The sequence below is a fragment of the Caloramator sp. ALD01 genome, assembly GCF_000472625.1.
In the GTDB taxonomy this organism is placed as follows: Bacteria; Bacillota; Clostridia; order Clostridiales; family Caloramatoraceae; genus Thermobrachium; species Thermobrachium proteoclasticum.
This window is the reverse complement of sequence record NZ_AXAA01000006.1, coordinates 74,091-90,821: the sequence shown is the minus strand read 5'-3', so window position 1 is coordinate 90,821 and position 16,731 is coordinate 74,091. Positions and strand designations below refer to the sequence as shown.

Genomic DNA, 16,731 nt, shown 5'->3' with positions numbered 1-16,731 from the left:
CTATTCATAGCGAAGTGCATCTATTGGGTTTAATTTTGATGCTCTGCTTGCTGGATACATACCAAAGAATATACCTACAAAAATTGAAAATACAACCGCAAACAAAACAACATTAAAGGATATATATACAGACATACTTAAAATCGATTTTAGGAAGTTTGCAAGTATATACCCTAAAATAACTCCTAAAACACCTCCCATTAAACTTACAGTCGATGATTCTATTAAAAACTGTATCATTATATCCCTTCTCTTTGCTCCAAGTGCCTTCCTTATACCAATTTCACGTGTCCTCTCTATAACCGCAACAAGCATTATATTCATAATACCAATACCACCAACCAAAAGTGATATTGCTGCAATTCCCATAAGCATTAATGTCATAGACTCGGTTGTTTTAGTTGCTGTTTCAAGAAGGCTTGTTTGATCAAAAACCCTATATTGGCTGGTATCTCCTTTAAATCTACTGTTAAAATAGAGTTCTAAATACCCCCTTGCAAGCTGCGTATCTTCCCTTGATGTTCCCTCTATATATATTGTTCTAACCTCATCTGTTTTAAAAAGCCTCTTTGCAGTTGTTATTGGTATTATAACTCTATCGTCACCAGAACCGCCCGCTGAACTTCCTTGAGACTTTAAAACACCAACAATAGTAAAATCAACACCTTGAATATTTATACTTTGTCCTATAGGATTTTGCAAAGGGAAAAGTTCTGTCACTATATCTTGTCCTATTACTGCAACTGTACCCCTTGATTCTATATCGTCTTTTTCTAAACTTCTACCACTTTCTACATCTAACTTTCTAATTCCAAAATACTCAGGAGTTGACGCTTCAACTGTTGTTGAATATGTTTTCGTTCCGCTTTTTACTATTATACCATTTTGATTTAGGAGTGGGGCAACATTTTTTATTCCTGGTTTTGTCTTTATTAATTCTATATCCTCATCACTCAATCCCTTTGTTCTTCTTGAGGTTATATTAACAGTAATTAAATTTGTGCCAAGGCTCTCTATCTGCTCCTGAACCTGTTTTTTTGTTCCTTCACCTAAACCTACAAGGGTTATAACTGATGATATTCCAATTATTATCCCAAGCATTGTTAAAAAGGTTCTTATCTTATTGGAGGAAATAGAAGTAAATGCCATCTTAAAGAGCATCAATCTTCGCATACTCCCACCTCCTTTAACTTTTCTACACACGAATCTGAAACTATTACTCCATCCTTTACTGTTACTATTCTTTTGGCATTTGAAGCTATATTCATATCGTGGGTTATTAAAACTATTGTATTTCCCTCTTTATTTAATTCCTTTAAAATATTTAAAACTTCCATACCAGTTTTTGAGTCAAGTGCACCTGTTGGCTCATCCGCTAATATAATCTCTGGATTTGTAACGATTGCTCTTGCTATTGCAACCCTCTGCATCTGTCCACCCGACAACTCTGTTGGTTTATGTTTAAGGTGGCTCTCTAATCCTAACTTTTTTAGAGCAGAGATGGCTCTTTTTCTTGTTTCATTAAAGGGAACACCCATATATATTAAAGGAAGTTCTACATTTTCTAATACATTTAGCTTACTTATTAAATTATAGGTTTGAAATATAAAGCCTATTTTTCTATTCCTAATATCAGCAAGCTGATTATCCTTCATATTACCTATACTTATTCCATCAAGATAATATTCACCTTCAGTTAAAGTGTCTAAACATCCAATTAAATTCATAAGCGTAGATTTTCCTGCACCAGATGGTCCAACTATTGCAACAAATTCGCCCTTTTCTATTTCAATATTTACCCCATTTAACGCCCTGTATTGGTTTTTCCCCGTCGAATATACCTTGGAAACATTTTTCATTACAATAACCTTTTCATTTCTCTCCATCTAATCACCCCTATCTTTGTGGTGCTCCACCTGGTCCTCCCATTCCGCCTTCCATACCAGGCATCCTCATATTATTATTTCTAAAGTTGTTTCTCATTGTATTTGAATTTGTACTTGTTGAAACCTTTACAAGTACAATATCTCCTTCCTTTAATCCCTCCACAACCTCTATAAAGCTATCATTTCTCAATCCTGTCTTTATTTCAATCAATCTACCATTTCCTTCTGTTAATCCAAATTGTCTCCTCTGACTCCTTGTCTGATTACTTGAATTGACGCTATTTTGTTCAGTAGTTTGTGTATTTTCATTTTGTTCTTGAAGAAGAACATATTTTTTTTCATTTATTTCTTGAAGTGCTTCAATTGGTATTAACAATGCATCCTTTTTGCTTTGTGCTTCAATCTCTATACTTGCAGTCATCCCAAGCTTTATTCCTTCTGGGTTTTCAATAGATACTATTACATCATAGCTTGTTACATTATTTTGAGTTGTTCCTATATCCGAAACCTCCTCAACCTTACCTTGAAATGTTTTGTCCTCAAGGGCATTTATTTTTATATTTACCTTTTGGCCAATACTAATTTTAGATATATCAAGTTCGTCAACAGAAGTCTTTATTTTAAGAGATTTGGGATCAACTATTGTTAATAAACTTTTTCCTGATTGAACATTATCCCCATTATTGACATTAACTGCAGTTACAACACCACTAATTGGAGCCTTTATGGTCATTTCGCTTTTTTGCTTTTTTAAATTTGATAGATTATTTTTTGCCTCCTTTAACTGTAGATTGATAAGTTTTGCCTCATCCTCTGACTTTGCATTATTTAACTGCAGATTTAATTTTTCTATATTAATCTCTGCACTAGTTATTTGTGATTCTATCTGATCATTATATACAGTTAAAAGTGTATCTCCTTCCTTTACTGTATCTTTAACCTTTACATTCAAGTTTTTAACCTCACCACTATTTTTAGCAACAACATCCTTTGAAGTACCAGCAAAAACAATACCCGTTGACTTGATTTTAACCGAAATGTCCTGTTTTACTACTCTTTGGGGTATGTATCTAACTGTTGATTGTACATTATTAGAAGTGCTTTTTTTAGAGTAAAAATAATATACAGTAAAGGAAATTATTAAAATTAGAACAATACCAATTAAGATTTTAAGGCTTTTCTTCATTTTCTCTCCTCCCATCAATTTTTAAATTCATTTTATAGAGTTTAGAAGGAGTGAATTTGACAGAATTATTAACAAATTGTGAATAAAAAATGCTACCTCTTATAAGTAGCTTAAACTTAAGTAGTAAAAAGTTTAAGTCACCTTAAGAAGCAGCATCTAAATTATATTATTTTTTTCTAAAAATTCCTTATCACCTATTAGGCTATCAAAATCACCATCGTATATTATTTTGTGTTCGCTTGATAGTACAATTGCTCTTTTAAACAATCCCTTAAAATAGTCAAAATCGTGGGTTGCACAGATTATAGTTTTACCAAAACCATTTAAAGTTTGCAGTAGCTCCTTTATTTTTCTTTTACTCTTTGGGTCAATTTCATTCAAAGGTTCGTCTAATATCAAAACATCAGGATTTAGTGCAAGAATTGAGGCAATTGCTACCTTTTTCTTTTCTCCTCCGCTTAAAGTATAAGGAACTCTGTTCTTTAAATGTTCAATATCAAGCAATTTTAAGCAGTCATAGACCCTCTTTTCAATCTCTTCATATTTTATATCAAACTGTAATAATCCAAAGGCTATTTCATCAAAAACTGTTTTACAAAACAGCTGATTATCGGAGTTTTGAAATACAAATCCTATCCGTTTATGAAATATTTTTCTCTTCTTTGCATCATTTAAAAACCTGCTATCAATTCTTTGTCCGTCAAATATATATTCTCCCCTTTTAACGTCGATAAGTCCATTTAAAACCCTAAGTAAAGTAGTTTTGCCTGAACCATTTGGTCCAATTATAGCAACACTTTCCCCCTTATTTATTTTTAAAGATACATCGTTTAATACTATATTTTCATTCAACTTACAAGTTAAATTTTTTATTTCAATCATTTTACCACCTTAATTTTTATAATTGCTAACGTAATATAATAAATCCTACAATAATAATTAAATTTATTATACTATATAAAATCTCAAGCTTTCCAACCTTTTTATATATACTATATTTAAATTCACCACTAAAACATCTACACTCTAAAGCTTCATCCATTTTAAAGCTCATATCAATAGAAGTTACAAATAAATTATACATTATTTGTGACAGAGTACTGTATGGCTTTTTTATATGCCCAACACTCCTTATCTTTAAACTACAAAGTATTGCATAAGCCCTTTCTGATAATAAATATATAAACCTTATTGCAGAATCAAATATAAAAAGGACTATATTTGGTACTTTAATTAGTCTAAAGGCTGAAATTATATTATGCCAATTCGATGTAATTGACATAACCATTGTTAAAGCAATTGATATAGTTATTTTAACTATAACCAATAATGCATTTTTATTTCCAAAAAATAAAGATGGACCAATTATTAAAGAGGAAAAAATAAAGACTAATAATAGCATATTTAATATTTTTAAAACATCCTTGTCGTCTAAAAAAATTATAAGTAATATCACATATGAAGCATTTAACATTATATAAAACTTATTAAAGGAAAGGGATAGAAGTATTATGTTAATTAGCGTAAAGTATATTTTAAAGGCCTCGTGTATTTTATATATACCTCTATCCCTATTATCGAATCTCCTTATCTTTGATATAAGGCTAAGTAGTGAAGATAAAGTTTTTTCAATAAAAGATTCATTTTTAATTTCAAATTCAAATTCATCCTTTTCCTTTAACCAATCCATTTAATTTTCTATCCCCTTCTTTGAAAAAATACCTATTAGTCTAAATAAAAGCATAATTATCATAACACCCAAAATAGCAGATATAATATATCCTAAAACTTCATTTACTCCTGAAACTGTATAATCAGGCATAATAGCTTCAAAATTTATTCCCTTTTCCATTCCCTTTGGAACAAAACCTGCAATCTCTTTTATCTCATCTAACCCCCACTCACCCCAAGCTGTTCCTTGAGCAATTAATCCAAGTGGGGATAAGGCTATCAATGCAGCAATAAATATATATATTTTATTCATAACCTTTGGTTCTTCATTATTCTCGTAAATTTTTACTAAATCAATTTGTTTTGCAGCCTTGTATATAAGTAATGATATAACACCCTCTATAACCCCTGCAACTAAAAGATGGGACAGCATCATTGCTGGTATTGCTACATTTAATCCATATGGGCAATAAAGTGGCGTCCCATCTGCTGCTTTAAATAGATATGGCTGTATTCCAAATTCTATCGCAGTTAAAAATGCTGCAATATTAAGTCCTATATATGAACCTAAAAAAACCGCTAAGTTTTCGTTTTTGTTCTTTAACCTATTATATATATAGTATCCACTGAAGGACATAGCAAAGGCCATATTAAATATATTTGCACCTAATGATAATATACCTCCATCCCCAAAGAATAGGGCTTGAATGGTAAGTGCAACAGCTACTGCTATAAAGGCTGCATAGGGCCCAAGAAGTATGGCTATTATAACAGCTCCAACGGCGTGGCCTGTTGTTCCGCCAAGTAACGGAACATTAAACATCATTATTAAAAAGGAATAGGCTGCTGCCACACCTAAAAGTGACATCCTTCTTCTATCTAATTGCTCTTTAACTTTTGATATAGTTCTTTTTATTATTGGTATGATTGCTAAATAAAAGGCTGTACAAGTTGATGGGCTTAGGTAGTTTTCTGGTATATGCATAAAAAATCCCTCCTTTAAAACTTAATAAGTTATAAGTGATGTGAATGCCAATAAAAAAGGGTAGCGCTTTAAACGCTACCCTCGTGGTAACAATATTTTTCTAAAAATAAACTAACCAATTTGCCTTCGTGGCAATTTTATTTTAACAAAAATCATAAGCCTTTTCAATACTTTTCCGCTAATTTATCATATATTTCCCCTGTAAACTTCCTTCATATTGTCAAGATTAATTACACTTATAGCCCTACTTGAAATTACAAACATTAGGTTATCTACAAATACTGCTCTATAGCCATATATAGGTTCTTTATATTCATTTTGAGAACTTGTTATGCTGTGGGATATTTTTGCCTTAACATTTAACCTTCCATTTTCTATCTGCATCAAACAAAGTCCTGCAAAGTCTAAAACATAGGAATCGTCATCTTTTGTCTCATATAATTCAAAGGCATATAAGTTGTATTTTCTATACTCAACAAGTGCCTTATGGTTATATAATGATTCTGAGAAGGTACCCTTTCCTCCAATTTCAATGCTGTCCTTTTGCTTTGGATTATTTACATCTTTTACATCAAATATTGCAACCTTCATTCCCTTGTTTACAACTCTTCCCTCTGTTTCTCCTGTATCCATACCAAAGCCTATTATTGTATTTTCATCGTATGGGTGAAGGTAGGTGCTGTAGCCTGGAATCTTTAATAGGCCTAAAATTTTAGGTTGTCTTGGATTTTTAAGGTCAATTACAAATAGAGGGTCTACCTGCTTAAAGGTTACCATATATAGCTTATCTTTAACAAATCTTGTTGAGTATATCCTTTCATCTGGTGCTATATTATTAATCTTTCCTACAACATTCATATTTTTGTCTATAACATATACATTATTTGTTGTTGTAAATTTATTGTTTTGATTTATGCTCTCTGTTGTTGCTATTCTAAAATATCCATCATATTCATCCATCGAAAATTGATTTATTATTCTTCCCTTAACTGTTGTAAACTTTCTATACTCAACCTTCTCACCCAAATCAAATTTATATATAACTGTATCTTCATCATAAATTGAAACTGCAATACTATCGTTAGGTTTATTTGAATCCTGCTTTATCTCTTTGTAGTTTACAGCTGTTTTAACAAGATATAGACTATCGTTGGACATATACATATTTTCAAAATATCCTAAAACAACCTGATTATCTATTGTATTTTTGTTTATATCAATTGCTGAAATGATTGTGTAGTTTGGCTGAATATCCTGTTTGTTATATCTAATGTTACTTACATCTATTTCTTTTTTCTCTACTTCTTGACCATATTCTATATAGTATGGCAATAGGTTATTACTATTGCTTGATTCTCTAAAATAATAGTAAAATCCCTTATTTGTAACTAAATAAACCTTTCCATCCTTTAGCCTTGCAGATAATTTATCTCCTGTAATTTCGTATTGCTTTACTACATTAACTTTTTCAATATTAGATACATCATAAACACTTATAAGTGTTGTGTTTTCTCCATAGTAAATAGGCATTATTCCTATTACCCTTTCTTTTAATGATGGCTGTTCTGGATTTTCCTTATACCTACTTACGATGGACATAATAACCAAGTAATTTTTATTGCCATTTTTATATAGAAACATATCCTGTAGACCTATATTTCTTTTATACCCCTTATATTCCTTTGCCTCTCTACTGCCTAATATATCTTCTCCCTTTAAACTAAATATCTTTTTAGGTTTTTCCTCTGCAGTATATACATTCAATTCATTCCTCTCAAAGTTTATTACATAAATATATTGTCCATCAGTCTTTATTATGTCAGCCTCGTCTATTCCCTCGACCTGAACATTGGTGCTTGAATGCTCTTTTGAATTATTTTGTGCAGAAGAATCTGCCGCCTTTTCTGCCACTTGTCTTCCCCCAAAAAGCCTTATTCCGTCATTTTGTTCCTTTAATTTTTTATTTATCATTGACAAAAACTCTTTTTTACTTTGAACCTGTGTAAGCTCATATGAAACTTCTTTTGTATCCTTATCCTGTCTTAAATAGGATAATACATAGGTAAAGGCGAAAATTGAAACTATTAGAGTCATAACTGCCGCTGCCCATCTTCTCTTCATAACTATCCCTCCTTTATTTAAATCTTTACATTTTAATATAGTCCTTCTTTTTAGCTCATCACTTACTTGTATTTCATCAAGCCTTCTTAAATCAAGCTCTCTTTTGTCATTCCTCATAGGCTAATCCCTCCTTAAGATTGCTTTTAAGTATTTCTCTTGCCCTCATAAGCCTACTTCTTATAGTCGATTCTTTAGTTTTTAATATCTGTGCCATATCCGCTGTTGTAAACCCTTTGTAATAGTAAAGATATATAACTACCCTATACTTTTCAGGTAGATTTAATACTGCATTAAGTATGTAATCCCTCTCTATTTCTTTAATAACATCAGTTTCTACAGTACCCTTTTCTTCTGTTTTTACATCCCAAAACAAAATATTTCTCTTTATCCAAGCACTTTTTAAATAATCTTTACAAGTGTTTATTGCTATCCTTGTAATCCAAGTATATATGTCTGAATCCTGTCTAAAATTGTCCAAACTTTTATATATTTTTATAAATACTTCCTGAAATAAATCCTCAGCCTGTGAATAATCCTTTGTATATATATAGCAGAGTCTTAAAATATCATCCCCATATTCATCAATCAAAGTTTCTATTTCTGCACTTCTATCCTGCCTACTTATCACACCTCTTCCTCCCTTCACATATTAGACGATATAAAATTAAATTATGTTGCGTTAAATATTACTTCTATTAATTTTTTATTTTTCCTGCAAGCAAAATAAAAAGAGGCAAAAATGCCTCTCAGATTGTTGACAAACCCACTTGTTAGCTAAAGTATGAAAAAGCCCCATGAAAGGATTTCAAAAGGCTCTTTCATGAGCTTTAGCAATTCTTAGCTTTTCGACTTTGAAAAAGTCCGTAATTCGGCACAGGACGTGCCGAGCCGAGCGGCCATCAGGACGATGGCATCGCGAGGGTAGGACTTTTTCAAANTTTTCGACTTTGAAAAAGTCCGTAATTCGGCACAGGACGTGCCGAGCCGAGCGGCCATCAGGACGATGGCATCGCGAGGGTAGGACTTTTTCAAATAAAGAAAAGCTTAGAATTGATTAGCGAAATGAACGAATGTCCAAGAAATCCTTCATGGGGCTAATCAATATATAACTTTTTCAACAGCCTGCTCTATCTTTCCACCTTTTTTATCCTTTTTTGTTCATACATTTTATCGTCTGCCTTGGTCATCAGAGTATCCATATCCATTCCATCCCTATATTCACATATACCATAGCTAAAATCAATAACTATTTCTTTAAAAGGATTTTCTCTTAAATAATTTTTTATAAATCCAATCTTACCCTCTGATTTATTCTCATCTGCTCCGTGCAGAAGTAATACAAATTCATCTCCACCTAACCTTGCAACCACATCTGTATCTCTTAAATTTTTCTTTAATATATCCGCAAAATATTTTAGTGCCCTATCTCCCATTTTATGCCCATAGGTATCATTTATTGGTTTGAAATCATCTAAATCAATTAGTACAATACTAAAGCTATTTCCATATCTTGCTGCTCTTTTTATTTCCTTCTCAAGTATTTCTTCAAAACATCTTCTATTATATACGTCTGTTAGTTTGTCCCTTCTTAAAGCATACTTTAATTCTTCAAGTAAAATAGCATTTTTTATAGAAGCTTCCAGTTGCTTTACTAAAAATTCAATAAGCTCAATATCCTTATTTGTAAAGGCATCTACCTTATTAAGATTATCGATATTTATTACTCCATAAAATTCACCATCTATATAAATAGGGGCACTTAAAGTTGACTTAATCTCTAATGCATTCATTTCAAGCAGCATCCTATACTTTTCATTATCTATAAATTCGCTATCAAAGTAACGTGGATTTTTTATTATATCTGCAGCATTTAACCTGTTTAGCTTATATAAATACAGCTCATCTTTATTAAAATTAACTTTTTTAAGCTCATCTATATCATATCCTATTGCTGCCACATACTCCATACAATCCTTTTGTTTGTTATAAACAAGTATACTGCCTGCATCCCCCTCTTCTACAATTTTTAAAGTATCTACTAATATCTTTTTAAAGAGCTTATTTACATCCTTATATGCCATTAACTCTTTAGAGATTTCAATTAGTAAATTATTTAAATCTACCTCCCTCTCATATTTTTGCCTCAATTTAATGTATTGATTATGAAGTATTAGAAGAACAAAAGATAGTAAAAGAATTAAAACAGCAAAAAAAGGTCTCAAATATATTCCCCCTAAAAAAGTATAGCACATTATAGTTATTTATTAACTTAAACATAATATAATTATAAAACATTTTTGATATTTTTTGAACATTTTTATTTATTTAATAATAGTATCTTATGTCAGCTAAATTGAAATAATATTAATGGAGGTGTGTTTATGACTAAAAAAGAATTTAAAAACAGTGTACCACCAGAGGTTACAGAAATGTATCCAACAGATGATAGAGCAGTTGAATCCTACTGCGAAGGCAAACCCTGCACATTTAAACACGTTGAATCAAATATAAAAAACATTGATACAGGTGCTATGGAACCAAGTCTTAGAAAAAAAACTAAAAAAATAGGCTGCAATGCAGCCTATTTTGGGAGGATTTAATGGTGTTGGGGGATTGTTTAAATGTTATTAATAAATAATAATTATCTTTATACTTTAATAATAACAGATTAATATTTTTTGTCAATATATGTAGAAAAATCGATTGAAATTTTTTAATATTTAAGAACAGCGTAATTTCAATTATAAAGTTATATATTATATAACCCAGATTGTTGACAAACCCACTTGTTAGCTAAAGTATGAAAAAGCCCCATGAAAGGATTTCAAAATGGCATTTTTCATGAGCTTTAGCAATTCTTGATTTTCGACTTTGAAAAAGTCCGTAATTCGGCACAGGACGTGCCGAGCCGAGCGGCCATCAGGACGATGGCATCGCGAGGGTAGGACTTTTTCAAACAAAGAAAAGCTTAGAATTGATTAGCGAAATGAATCAATGCCCAAGAAATCCTTCATGGAGCTAATCAATATATAACTTTTTCAACAGCCTGAGTTATATATTATATAACCACCACAAAAAAAAGCAGCTTTTCGCTGCTTTTAACTTCTTATCTATTGAAGTTTCTCTTTTGTTGCTTTCTTGCTTTTCTGCATTCTGGGCATCTCTTTGGTTCGTTTTCAAATCCCTTTTCAGCGTAGAATTGTTGTTCTCCTTCTGTGAAGATGAACTCCTTACCACAGTCTACACATACTAAATTCTTGTCTGCCATTTCAACATTCCTCCTAAAATATAACCTTTTTTCCTTAAGACCAGGTACAACATTTCCAAGGCTATACAAGGAGAATGTTGATCTGTCTTTCGGGTACTTTATTACTATAACACATATTCAATGTAATTGCAAGCAAAATATTTTATTTTTTCTTAGCAATTTCAATATTTACTTTTTTGCCTTTTATAGTATTTTCATTCATTATCTTCATTACTTCCTTTGCATATTCCCTCGGAACCTCTACAAAGGAGAATTTGTCATATATGTCTATGCTTCCAATCAAGTCACCAGGTATTTTAACCTTATCTGCAAAGGCACCAACAATATCCCTTGGTGATATCTTTTGATTCTTACCTATATTAATGAACAACCTTGTCATTTCTCTATCCTGCTCTATATCTTGAACATCTTCATCATATTTTTCATCTAACTTCATTGTCATCTTTAGAAGAGCTGATGCAATATCTAATGAAGTATATTCATCACCGACTATTCTTTCAATTATACCTGCATATCTTTCAAGTCCACCTTCATTTATTATCTCTTTTATGTTGTCGATTAGAGCTGATATCTTTCTTTCTTCAACATCATTTATTGTTGGTATTTTACCCATCTTAATCTTTGTTTTTGTATACCTTTGTATATCCTTTAATTTATATATTTCCTTTCCTGATATAAAGGTATATGCCTTCCCTTCTCTACCTGCTCTTCCTGTTCTTCCTATTCTATGAACATAGTTTTCAATGTCCTGTGGTACATCATAGTTAAATACCATCTCAACATTTTCAACATCAATACCCCTTGCTGCAACATCAGTTGCTATAAGTATTTCAATTAAGCCGTTTCTAAACTTTTGCATTACTTTATCTCTTTGTAGCTGTTTCAAATCACCGTGAAGCCCATCCGCAAGATAACCTCTTGCTTGAAGGCTCATAGACACTTCATCTACCTTCTTTTTTGTATTACAGAATACTAAAGATAGTTTTGGATTATGTATATCTAAAAGTCTTGATAAAACTTCTATTTTATCTGCCTCTCTAACTTCTATATAGATTTGTTCAATTGTTGGAACAGTAAGTTCCTTTTGAACTATTTTAACCATCTTAGGATTATTTTGATATTTCTGAGTAAGTTCTAATATGGGCTTTGGCATTGTTGCAGAAAATAAAAGTGTTTGTCTTTCCTTTGGTGCATTACTCAATATAAACTCAATATCCTCAATGAATCCCATATTTAGCATTTCATCTGCTTCGTCAAGAACAATCATCTTTAAATTGTCTAATTTAATTGTTCCTCTATTTATATGGTCAATAACTCTACCTGGAGTGCCTATTACTATATTCACCCCTTTTTTAAGAGCTTGTATTTGTCTTTCAATCGCTTGACCTCCATACACAGGAAGTGCATATACTCCCTTCTTATAGGAGGATAGTTTTTTTATCTCCTCACTAACCTGTATTGCAAGTTCTCTTGTTGGACACAAAATCAGTGCTTGTATTTGTTTTTTGCTTGTATCTATTCTCTCGATAACAGGTATTGAAAAGGCTGCTGTCTTTCCAGTTCCCGTCTGTGCCTGACCTATTACATCGTGTCCCTCTAATACAATAGGAATTGCTTGACTTTGTATAGGAGTTGCTTCTTCATATCCAAGGTCTGCAATTGCCTTGAGTAACTCCTTTGATAGGTTTAGTTCGTTAAATTTTAATGTTGTCATATTATACCACCTTTTATTTTGTTTAATATATTAATATTATGTGTAATTTTCAAAAAAAGCAACAAAAATTTTAAATAAACATATGAATATTTTTTTTAAAACAGGGCATTAATAATAATGTAAGGTAAGGGTATATAACAGTTGAGCTAAGATCTATATATGCTCCCTGGCAGGGGTGTATATAGGTCGACCAAAGATTATATATAGGTCCATCTACTTGGGCTTATATATAGTCAGAGGTAAGATTCTTTAGGGTTGAGAAAAGCTATATTATAGTCGAACTTTTTATTTGATTATAATATGGTTCCAATCTATCCTAAAGGGTCGAGCTAAGATTGTAGAGGGTATTGGGATTTCACTTTTAGGCCTGGGTGATTTTTGGTTATATACAGCCGAGAGGTTGTATATAGCTGGGTAGATATCCTTTATAGTCGAACGAACCATCAGCTTAGGTGGCGAACTGCTCTATTGCAGTCGAAAGATTGCAGTTGGGTAATAAACTATCTATGTTGGTGCAAGGTAGACTGTTATGTGCTCTTTCCTTTTTCTTTATTTTAAACTTAGTTATAAAGCTGTGATAGCACTATAGCATCACAGCTTTTTTATTTTGACCTTTTAAATGGATTGAAAATTATAATTTTATGATATATGATATATGTAAATACAGGTGTAAAGTGAGGTGTAAAGTTTGAGGGATAAAATTATAAAACTTAAAAAAGATTTAGATGCAATAATTCTTGCTCACAACTATCAAAGAGCTGAAGTTTTAGATATCGCAGACTATGTTGGCGACTCCTTTTATTTAAGTCAAATAGCTAAAAAATGCAAAAATAAAACTATTGTATTTGCAGGTGTACACTTTATGGCAGAAAGTGCCAAAATATTGTCTCCAGAAAAGGAAATATTACTTCCAGTTTTAGATGCCCTCTGCCCTCTAGCAGATATGGTTAGTATCGAAACTCTAAAGGAATTTAAAGAAAAATACTCTGATTATACATTTGTATGTTATATAAATACAAGTGCAGATGTAAAGGCATTGTGTGATGTTGTTGTAACATCCTCAAATGCAGAGAAAATAATAAGCAGAATCGAAAATGACAAAATTGTTTTTTTGCCTGATAAAAATTTAGGAGAACATATAAAAAATAAATTTCCTAACAAAAAATTTATAATTTGGGATGGGTTTTGTCCTACTCATCAAAGAATACAAGTAAAACATATTATCAGCTTAAAAGAAAAAATTAATAACCTTGTGGTTTTAGCCCATCCAGAATGCAATAGCGAGGTTAGAGAAGTTGCTGATTTTTTAGGAAGTACAAAGGAGATTATCGACTTTGCAAATAAAACAGATTATAAAAACTATTTAATTGCAACTGAAGATGGTGTTATACATACCCTAAAACAAAACAATCCTAATAAAAACTTTTATGTTCCAGGTACTACTGCAACTTGTATAAATATGAAAAAGACAACACTTGAGGACATTTATAACTCTCTACTCTATAAAAAACACTCTATTACAGTTGATGAGGAAATTTCAAATTTAGCACTAAAGTCTTTAATGAAAATGATTGAACTTGCAGGGTGATATTATGAATTTAACTACGGATGTTTTAATTGTAGGGACTGGGATTGCTGGACTTTTTACAGCTTTAAATTTAGATGAAAATATAAACGTTATTCTTGTTACAAAATCTAATATAACAGACTCAAATTCTTATCTTGCTCAGGGTGGAATTTCAACTGTTTACGATGAAAATGACATTGAAGACTTTATAATTGATACATTAAACGCTGGAAATTATAAAAACAAACCTGAAGTTGTATATATAGTTGCAAAGGAATCGAAGGATGTGATTAATTCGCTCATTAATTTTGGAGTTAAATTTGATTCAATAAATGGACAACTACTCTATACCAAGGAAGGTGGACATTGTAAAAACAGAATTGTTCACCATAAGGATTATACAGGTAAACACGTAATAGAAACCCTTTCTTTAAAGTTAAAAGATAGAAAAAATATTAAAATAATCAAAAACACTACTCTTATCGACTTAATTGTAAAAAACAATAAATGCCTTGGAGGTATATTTTTAAATAATGATAAATTATTAAATATTTACTCAAAATATACAGTACTTGCTACTGGAGGAATAGGAGGACTTTTTAAAAACTCAACTAATACAAGAATTTTAACAGGAGATGCACTTTCTATTTCCCTAAGACATAATATCAAGCTTAAAGATATAGACTATATACAATTTCACCCTACTGCACTATACCAAAAATCAGCAGACAGAATGTTTTTGATTTCAGAAAGCTTAAGGGGTGAAGGAGCAATTCTCAAAAACATCTATGGTCAACGATTTGTTAATGAACTCCTACCAAGGGATAAAGTAGCAAACAAAATATGGGAAGAATTAAAATTAAATAATTGTCAATATGTTTATTTAGATATATCCCATTTAAATAATGAATATATTAAAAAAAGATTTCCTCTAATATACAATACTTGCCTTGATTATGGTATAGATATAACTAAATCACCAATACCTATACGCCCTGCACAACATTATTATATGGGTGGTATTGAAGTTGATGAATTATCAAGAACTTCAATGAACAATCTATTTGCAGTTGGTGAAGTAAGCTGTACAGGTCTTCACGGAAATAATAGGCTTGCCAGCAACTCCCTTCTTGAGGGTCTTGTCTTTGGTAGAAGATGTGCAAATTATATTAATAAAAACATCTATAATAAAGAAGTTGAAATCTTAGATTGCAATAAAAATATAGATGAAATTGCTTTAGAAAATAAAATTCTTTTTAAAAATCTTTTAAAAAAATATAGGAGTGATATAAGTGATGAACTTGTTTGAAATAGATGAAATTATAAAAAAGGCCTTAAATGAGGATATCAATTATATAGATTTAACTACTGAAGCTATTATAGATAAAAATATGAAATCAACTGCAAAGCTTATAGCTAAACAAGATGGAATAATTGCAGGAACTTTTGTATTTAAAAGGGTTTTTGATATATTAGGTGATGTTGTATGTACTACAAATTTTGAAGATGGAAGTTTAATTAAAAGTGGAGATGTAGTTTGTACCCTATATGGAAGTACGCAAAATATATTAATTGGAGAACGAACTGCCTTAAACTTTATACAAAGAATGAGCGGTATTGCAACAACAACTTGGCAATTTGTTAAAAAACTTGAGGGTACAAAGACAAAACTATTAGATACAAGAAAAACAACTCCAACTTTAAGAATACTTGAAAAATATTCAACCAGTATTGGTGGTGCTATGAATCATCGCTTTAACCTATCTGATGGTATTTTAATAAAGGACAACCATATAAAGGCTGCAGGCTCTATCAAAAGGGCTGTAGATATGGTTAGATCTAAATATGGTTATCTTAAAAAAATTGAAGTTGAAACTGAAACAATTGATATGGTTAAAGAATGCTTAGAATGCAATGTTGATATTATAATGCTTGATAATATGAATATTGAAGATATAAAAAAAGCTGTATCTATTATTAATGGAAAAGCTTTGATTGAAGTGTCAGGAAATGTAAATTTAGAAAATATACGAGAAGTTGCTGAAGCAAACGTAGATTTTATATCAACGGGGTACATAACTCATTCATATAAATCATTAGATTTAAGTTTAAAAATAGTTTAAATCTGCCTAAATTAGGCAGATCAGGCTGTTGAAAAGGTTATATATTGATTAGCCCCATGAAGGATTTCTTAGGCATTTGTTCATTTCGCTAATCAATTCTATGCTTTTCTTTATTTGAAAAAGTCCTACCCTCGCGATGCCATCATCCTGATGGCCGCTCGGCTCGGCACATCCTGTGCCGAATTACGGACTTTTCCAAAGTCGAAAAGC

Annotated in this window: 15 protein-coding genes; 4 read left to right on the top strand and 11 right to left on the bottom strand. The window is 31.2% G+C overall.

Going from position 1 to position 16,731, the window contains the following annotated elements; all coding sequences use genetic code 11:
* The 9 genes from A3M9_RS0104530 to A3M9_RS0104490 all read right to left on the bottom strand — a co-directional run bounded on the left by A3M9_RS0104530 (position 1) and on the right by A3M9_RS0104490 (position 10,071).
* Positions 1-1,173, bottom strand: a complete 1,173-nt coding sequence (locus tag A3M9_RS0104530; RefSeq protein WP_027308163.1) for an ABC transporter permease — start codon at positions 1,171-1,173, stop codon at positions 1-3.
* Positions 1,161-1,886, bottom strand: coding sequence for an ABC transporter ATP-binding protein (locus tag A3M9_RS0104525; protein ID WP_027308162.1), 726 nt, complete (start codon positions 1,884-1,886; stop codon positions 1,161-1,163). Before A3M9_RS0104525 ends, A3M9_RS0104530 begins: the two co-directional genes overlap by 13 nt.
* Positions 1,887-1,896: 10 nt before the next feature.
* Positions 1,897-3,072: an efflux RND transporter periplasmic adaptor subunit gene (locus A3M9_RS13185; RefSeq protein ID WP_051350591.1), complete on the bottom strand. Its 1,176-nt coding sequence runs from the start codon at positions 3,070-3,072 to the stop codon at positions 1,897-1,899.
* Between the two features lie 156 nt (positions 3,073-3,228).
* Positions 3,229-3,954, bottom strand: coding sequence for an energy-coupling factor ABC transporter ATP-binding protein (locus tag A3M9_RS0104515; RefSeq protein WP_027308161.1), 726 nt, complete (start codon positions 3,952-3,954; stop codon positions 3,229-3,231).
* A 25-nt stretch (positions 3,955-3,979) separates the two neighbouring features.
* Positions 3,980-4,762 (bottom strand): energy-coupling factor transporter transmembrane protein EcfT, encoded by a 783-nt coding sequence (locus A3M9_RS0104510; RefSeq protein WP_027308160.1) that lies wholly within the window; start codon positions 4,760-4,762, stop codon positions 3,980-3,982.
* Positions 4,763-5,728, bottom strand: coding sequence for a cobalt transporter CbiM (gene cbiM / locus A3M9_RS0104505; RefSeq protein ID WP_027308159.1), 966 nt, complete (start codon positions 5,726-5,728; stop codon positions 4,763-4,765). It lies immediately after the preceding gene.
* A 186-nt stretch (positions 5,729-5,914) separates the two neighbouring features.
* Positions 5,915-7,966: a beta-propeller domain-containing protein gene (locus A3M9_RS13180; RefSeq protein WP_027308158.1), complete on the bottom strand. Its 2,052-nt coding sequence runs from the start codon at positions 7,964-7,966 to the stop codon at positions 5,915-5,917.
* Complete coding sequence (locus A3M9_RS0104495; RefSeq protein WP_242826179.1) at positions 7,956-8,477, bottom strand: sigma-70 family RNA polymerase sigma factor; 522 nt, start codon at positions 8,475-8,477, stop codon at positions 7,956-7,958. Before A3M9_RS0104495 ends, A3M9_RS13180 begins: the two co-directional genes overlap by 11 nt.
* A 499-nt stretch (positions 8,478-8,976) precedes the next feature.
* On the bottom strand, positions 8,977-10,071 hold the full coding sequence (locus tag A3M9_RS0104490) for a sensor domain-containing diguanylate cyclase (protein ID WP_027308156.1): 1,095 nt from the start codon (positions 10,069-10,071) through the stop codon (positions 8,977-8,979).
* 159 nt (positions 10,072-10,230) lie between these two features.
* On the opposite strand from A3M9_RS0104490, the gene A3M9_RS0104485 reads away from it, so the two are divergent.
* Complete coding sequence (locus tag A3M9_RS0104485) at positions 10,231-10,449, top strand: hypothetical protein (protein WP_027308155.1); 219 nt, start codon at positions 10,231-10,233, stop codon at positions 10,447-10,449.
* Between the two features lie 506 nt (positions 10,450-10,955).
* On the opposite strand, the gene A3M9_RS0104480 is transcribed toward A3M9_RS0104485, so the two are convergent.
* On the bottom strand, positions 10,956-11,117 hold the full coding sequence (locus A3M9_RS0104480; RefSeq protein ID WP_027308154.1) for a zinc-ribbon domain-containing protein: 162 nt from the start codon (positions 11,115-11,117) through the stop codon (positions 10,956-10,958).
* Between the two features lie 142 nt (positions 11,118-11,259).
* A complete protein-coding gene (locus A3M9_RS0104475; RefSeq protein WP_027308153.1) occupies positions 11,260-12,831 on the bottom strand; it encodes a DEAD/DEAH box helicase in 1,572 nt (523 codons plus the stop codon).
* 688 nt (positions 12,832-13,519) lie between these two features.
* Between A3M9_RS0104475 and nadA the strand changes: the two genes are divergently transcribed.
* From nadA to nadC, 3 genes are read left to right on the top strand one after another with little or no spacing between them, the layout of a single operon-like run.
* On the top strand, positions 13,520-14,419 hold the full coding sequence (nadA, locus tag A3M9_RS0104470) for a quinolinate synthase NadA (protein ID WP_027308152.1): 900 nt from the start codon (positions 13,520-13,522) through the stop codon (positions 14,417-14,419).
* A 4-nt stretch (positions 14,420-14,423) separates the two neighbouring features.
* The gene (locus A3M9_RS0104465) at positions 14,424-15,707 is read left to right on the top strand and encodes an L-aspartate oxidase (RefSeq protein WP_027308151.1); all 1,284 of its coding nucleotides are present in this window, start codon (positions 14,424-14,426) and stop codon (positions 15,705-15,707) included.
* Complete coding sequence (nadC, locus tag A3M9_RS0104460; RefSeq protein ID WP_027308150.1) at positions 15,694-16,521, top strand: carboxylating nicotinate-nucleotide diphosphorylase; 828 nt, start codon at positions 15,694-15,696, stop codon at positions 16,519-16,521. The genes A3M9_RS0104465 and nadC overlap by 14 nt, the downstream gene beginning before the upstream one ends.
* Positions 16,522-16,731 lie beyond the last annotated feature (210 nt).

What these genes read in the sequence shown, in the direction of transcription:
- A3M9_RS0104510 (WP_027308160.1), bottom strand. Translation starts at nt 4,762, where the DNA reads ATGGATTGGTTAAAGGAAAAGGATGAATTTGAATTTGAAATTAAAAAT.
- A3M9_RS0104485 (WP_027308155.1), top strand. Translation starts at nt 10,231, where the DNA reads ATGACTAAAAAAGAATTTAAAAACAGTGTACCACCAGAGGTTACAGAA.
- A3M9_RS0104475 (WP_027308153.1), bottom strand. Translation starts at nt 12,831, where the DNA reads ATGACAACATTAAAATTTAACGAACTAAACCTATCAAAGGAGTTACTC.
- A3M9_RS13185 (WP_051350591.1), bottom strand. Translation starts at nt 3,072, where the DNA reads ATGAAGAAAAGCCTTAAAATCTTAATTGGTATTGTTCTAATTTTAATA.
- A3M9_RS0104465 (WP_027308151.1), top strand. Translation starts at nt 14,424, where the DNA reads ATGAATTTAACTACGGATGTTTTAATTGTAGGGACTGGGATTGCTGGA.
- nadC (WP_027308150.1), top strand. Translation starts at nt 15,694, where the DNA reads ATGAACTTGTTTGAAATAGATGAAATTATAAAAAAGGCCTTAAATGAG.
- A3M9_RS13180 (WP_027308158.1), bottom strand. Translation starts at nt 7,966, where the DNA reads ATGAGGAATGACAAAAGAGAGCTTGATTTAAGAAGGCTTGATGAAATA.
- A3M9_RS0104530 (WP_027308163.1), bottom strand. Translation starts at nt 1,173, where the DNA reads ATGCGAAGATTGATGCTCTTTAAGATGGCATTTACTTCTATTTCCTCC.
- A3M9_RS0104480 (WP_027308154.1), bottom strand. Translation starts at nt 11,117, where the DNA reads ATGGCAGACAAGAATTTAGTATGTGTAGACTGTGGTAAGGAGTTCATC.
- A3M9_RS0104515 (WP_027308161.1), bottom strand. Translation starts at nt 3,954, where the DNA reads ATGATTGAAATAAAAAATTTAACTTGTAAGTTGAATGAAAATATAGTA.
- cbiM (WP_027308159.1), bottom strand. Translation starts at nt 5,728, where the DNA reads ATGCATATACCAGAAAACTACCTAAGCCCATCAACTTGTACAGCCTTT.
- A3M9_RS0104525 (WP_027308162.1), bottom strand. Translation starts at nt 1,886, where the DNA reads ATGGAGAGAAATGAAAAGGTTATTGTAATGAAAAATGTTTCCAAGGTA.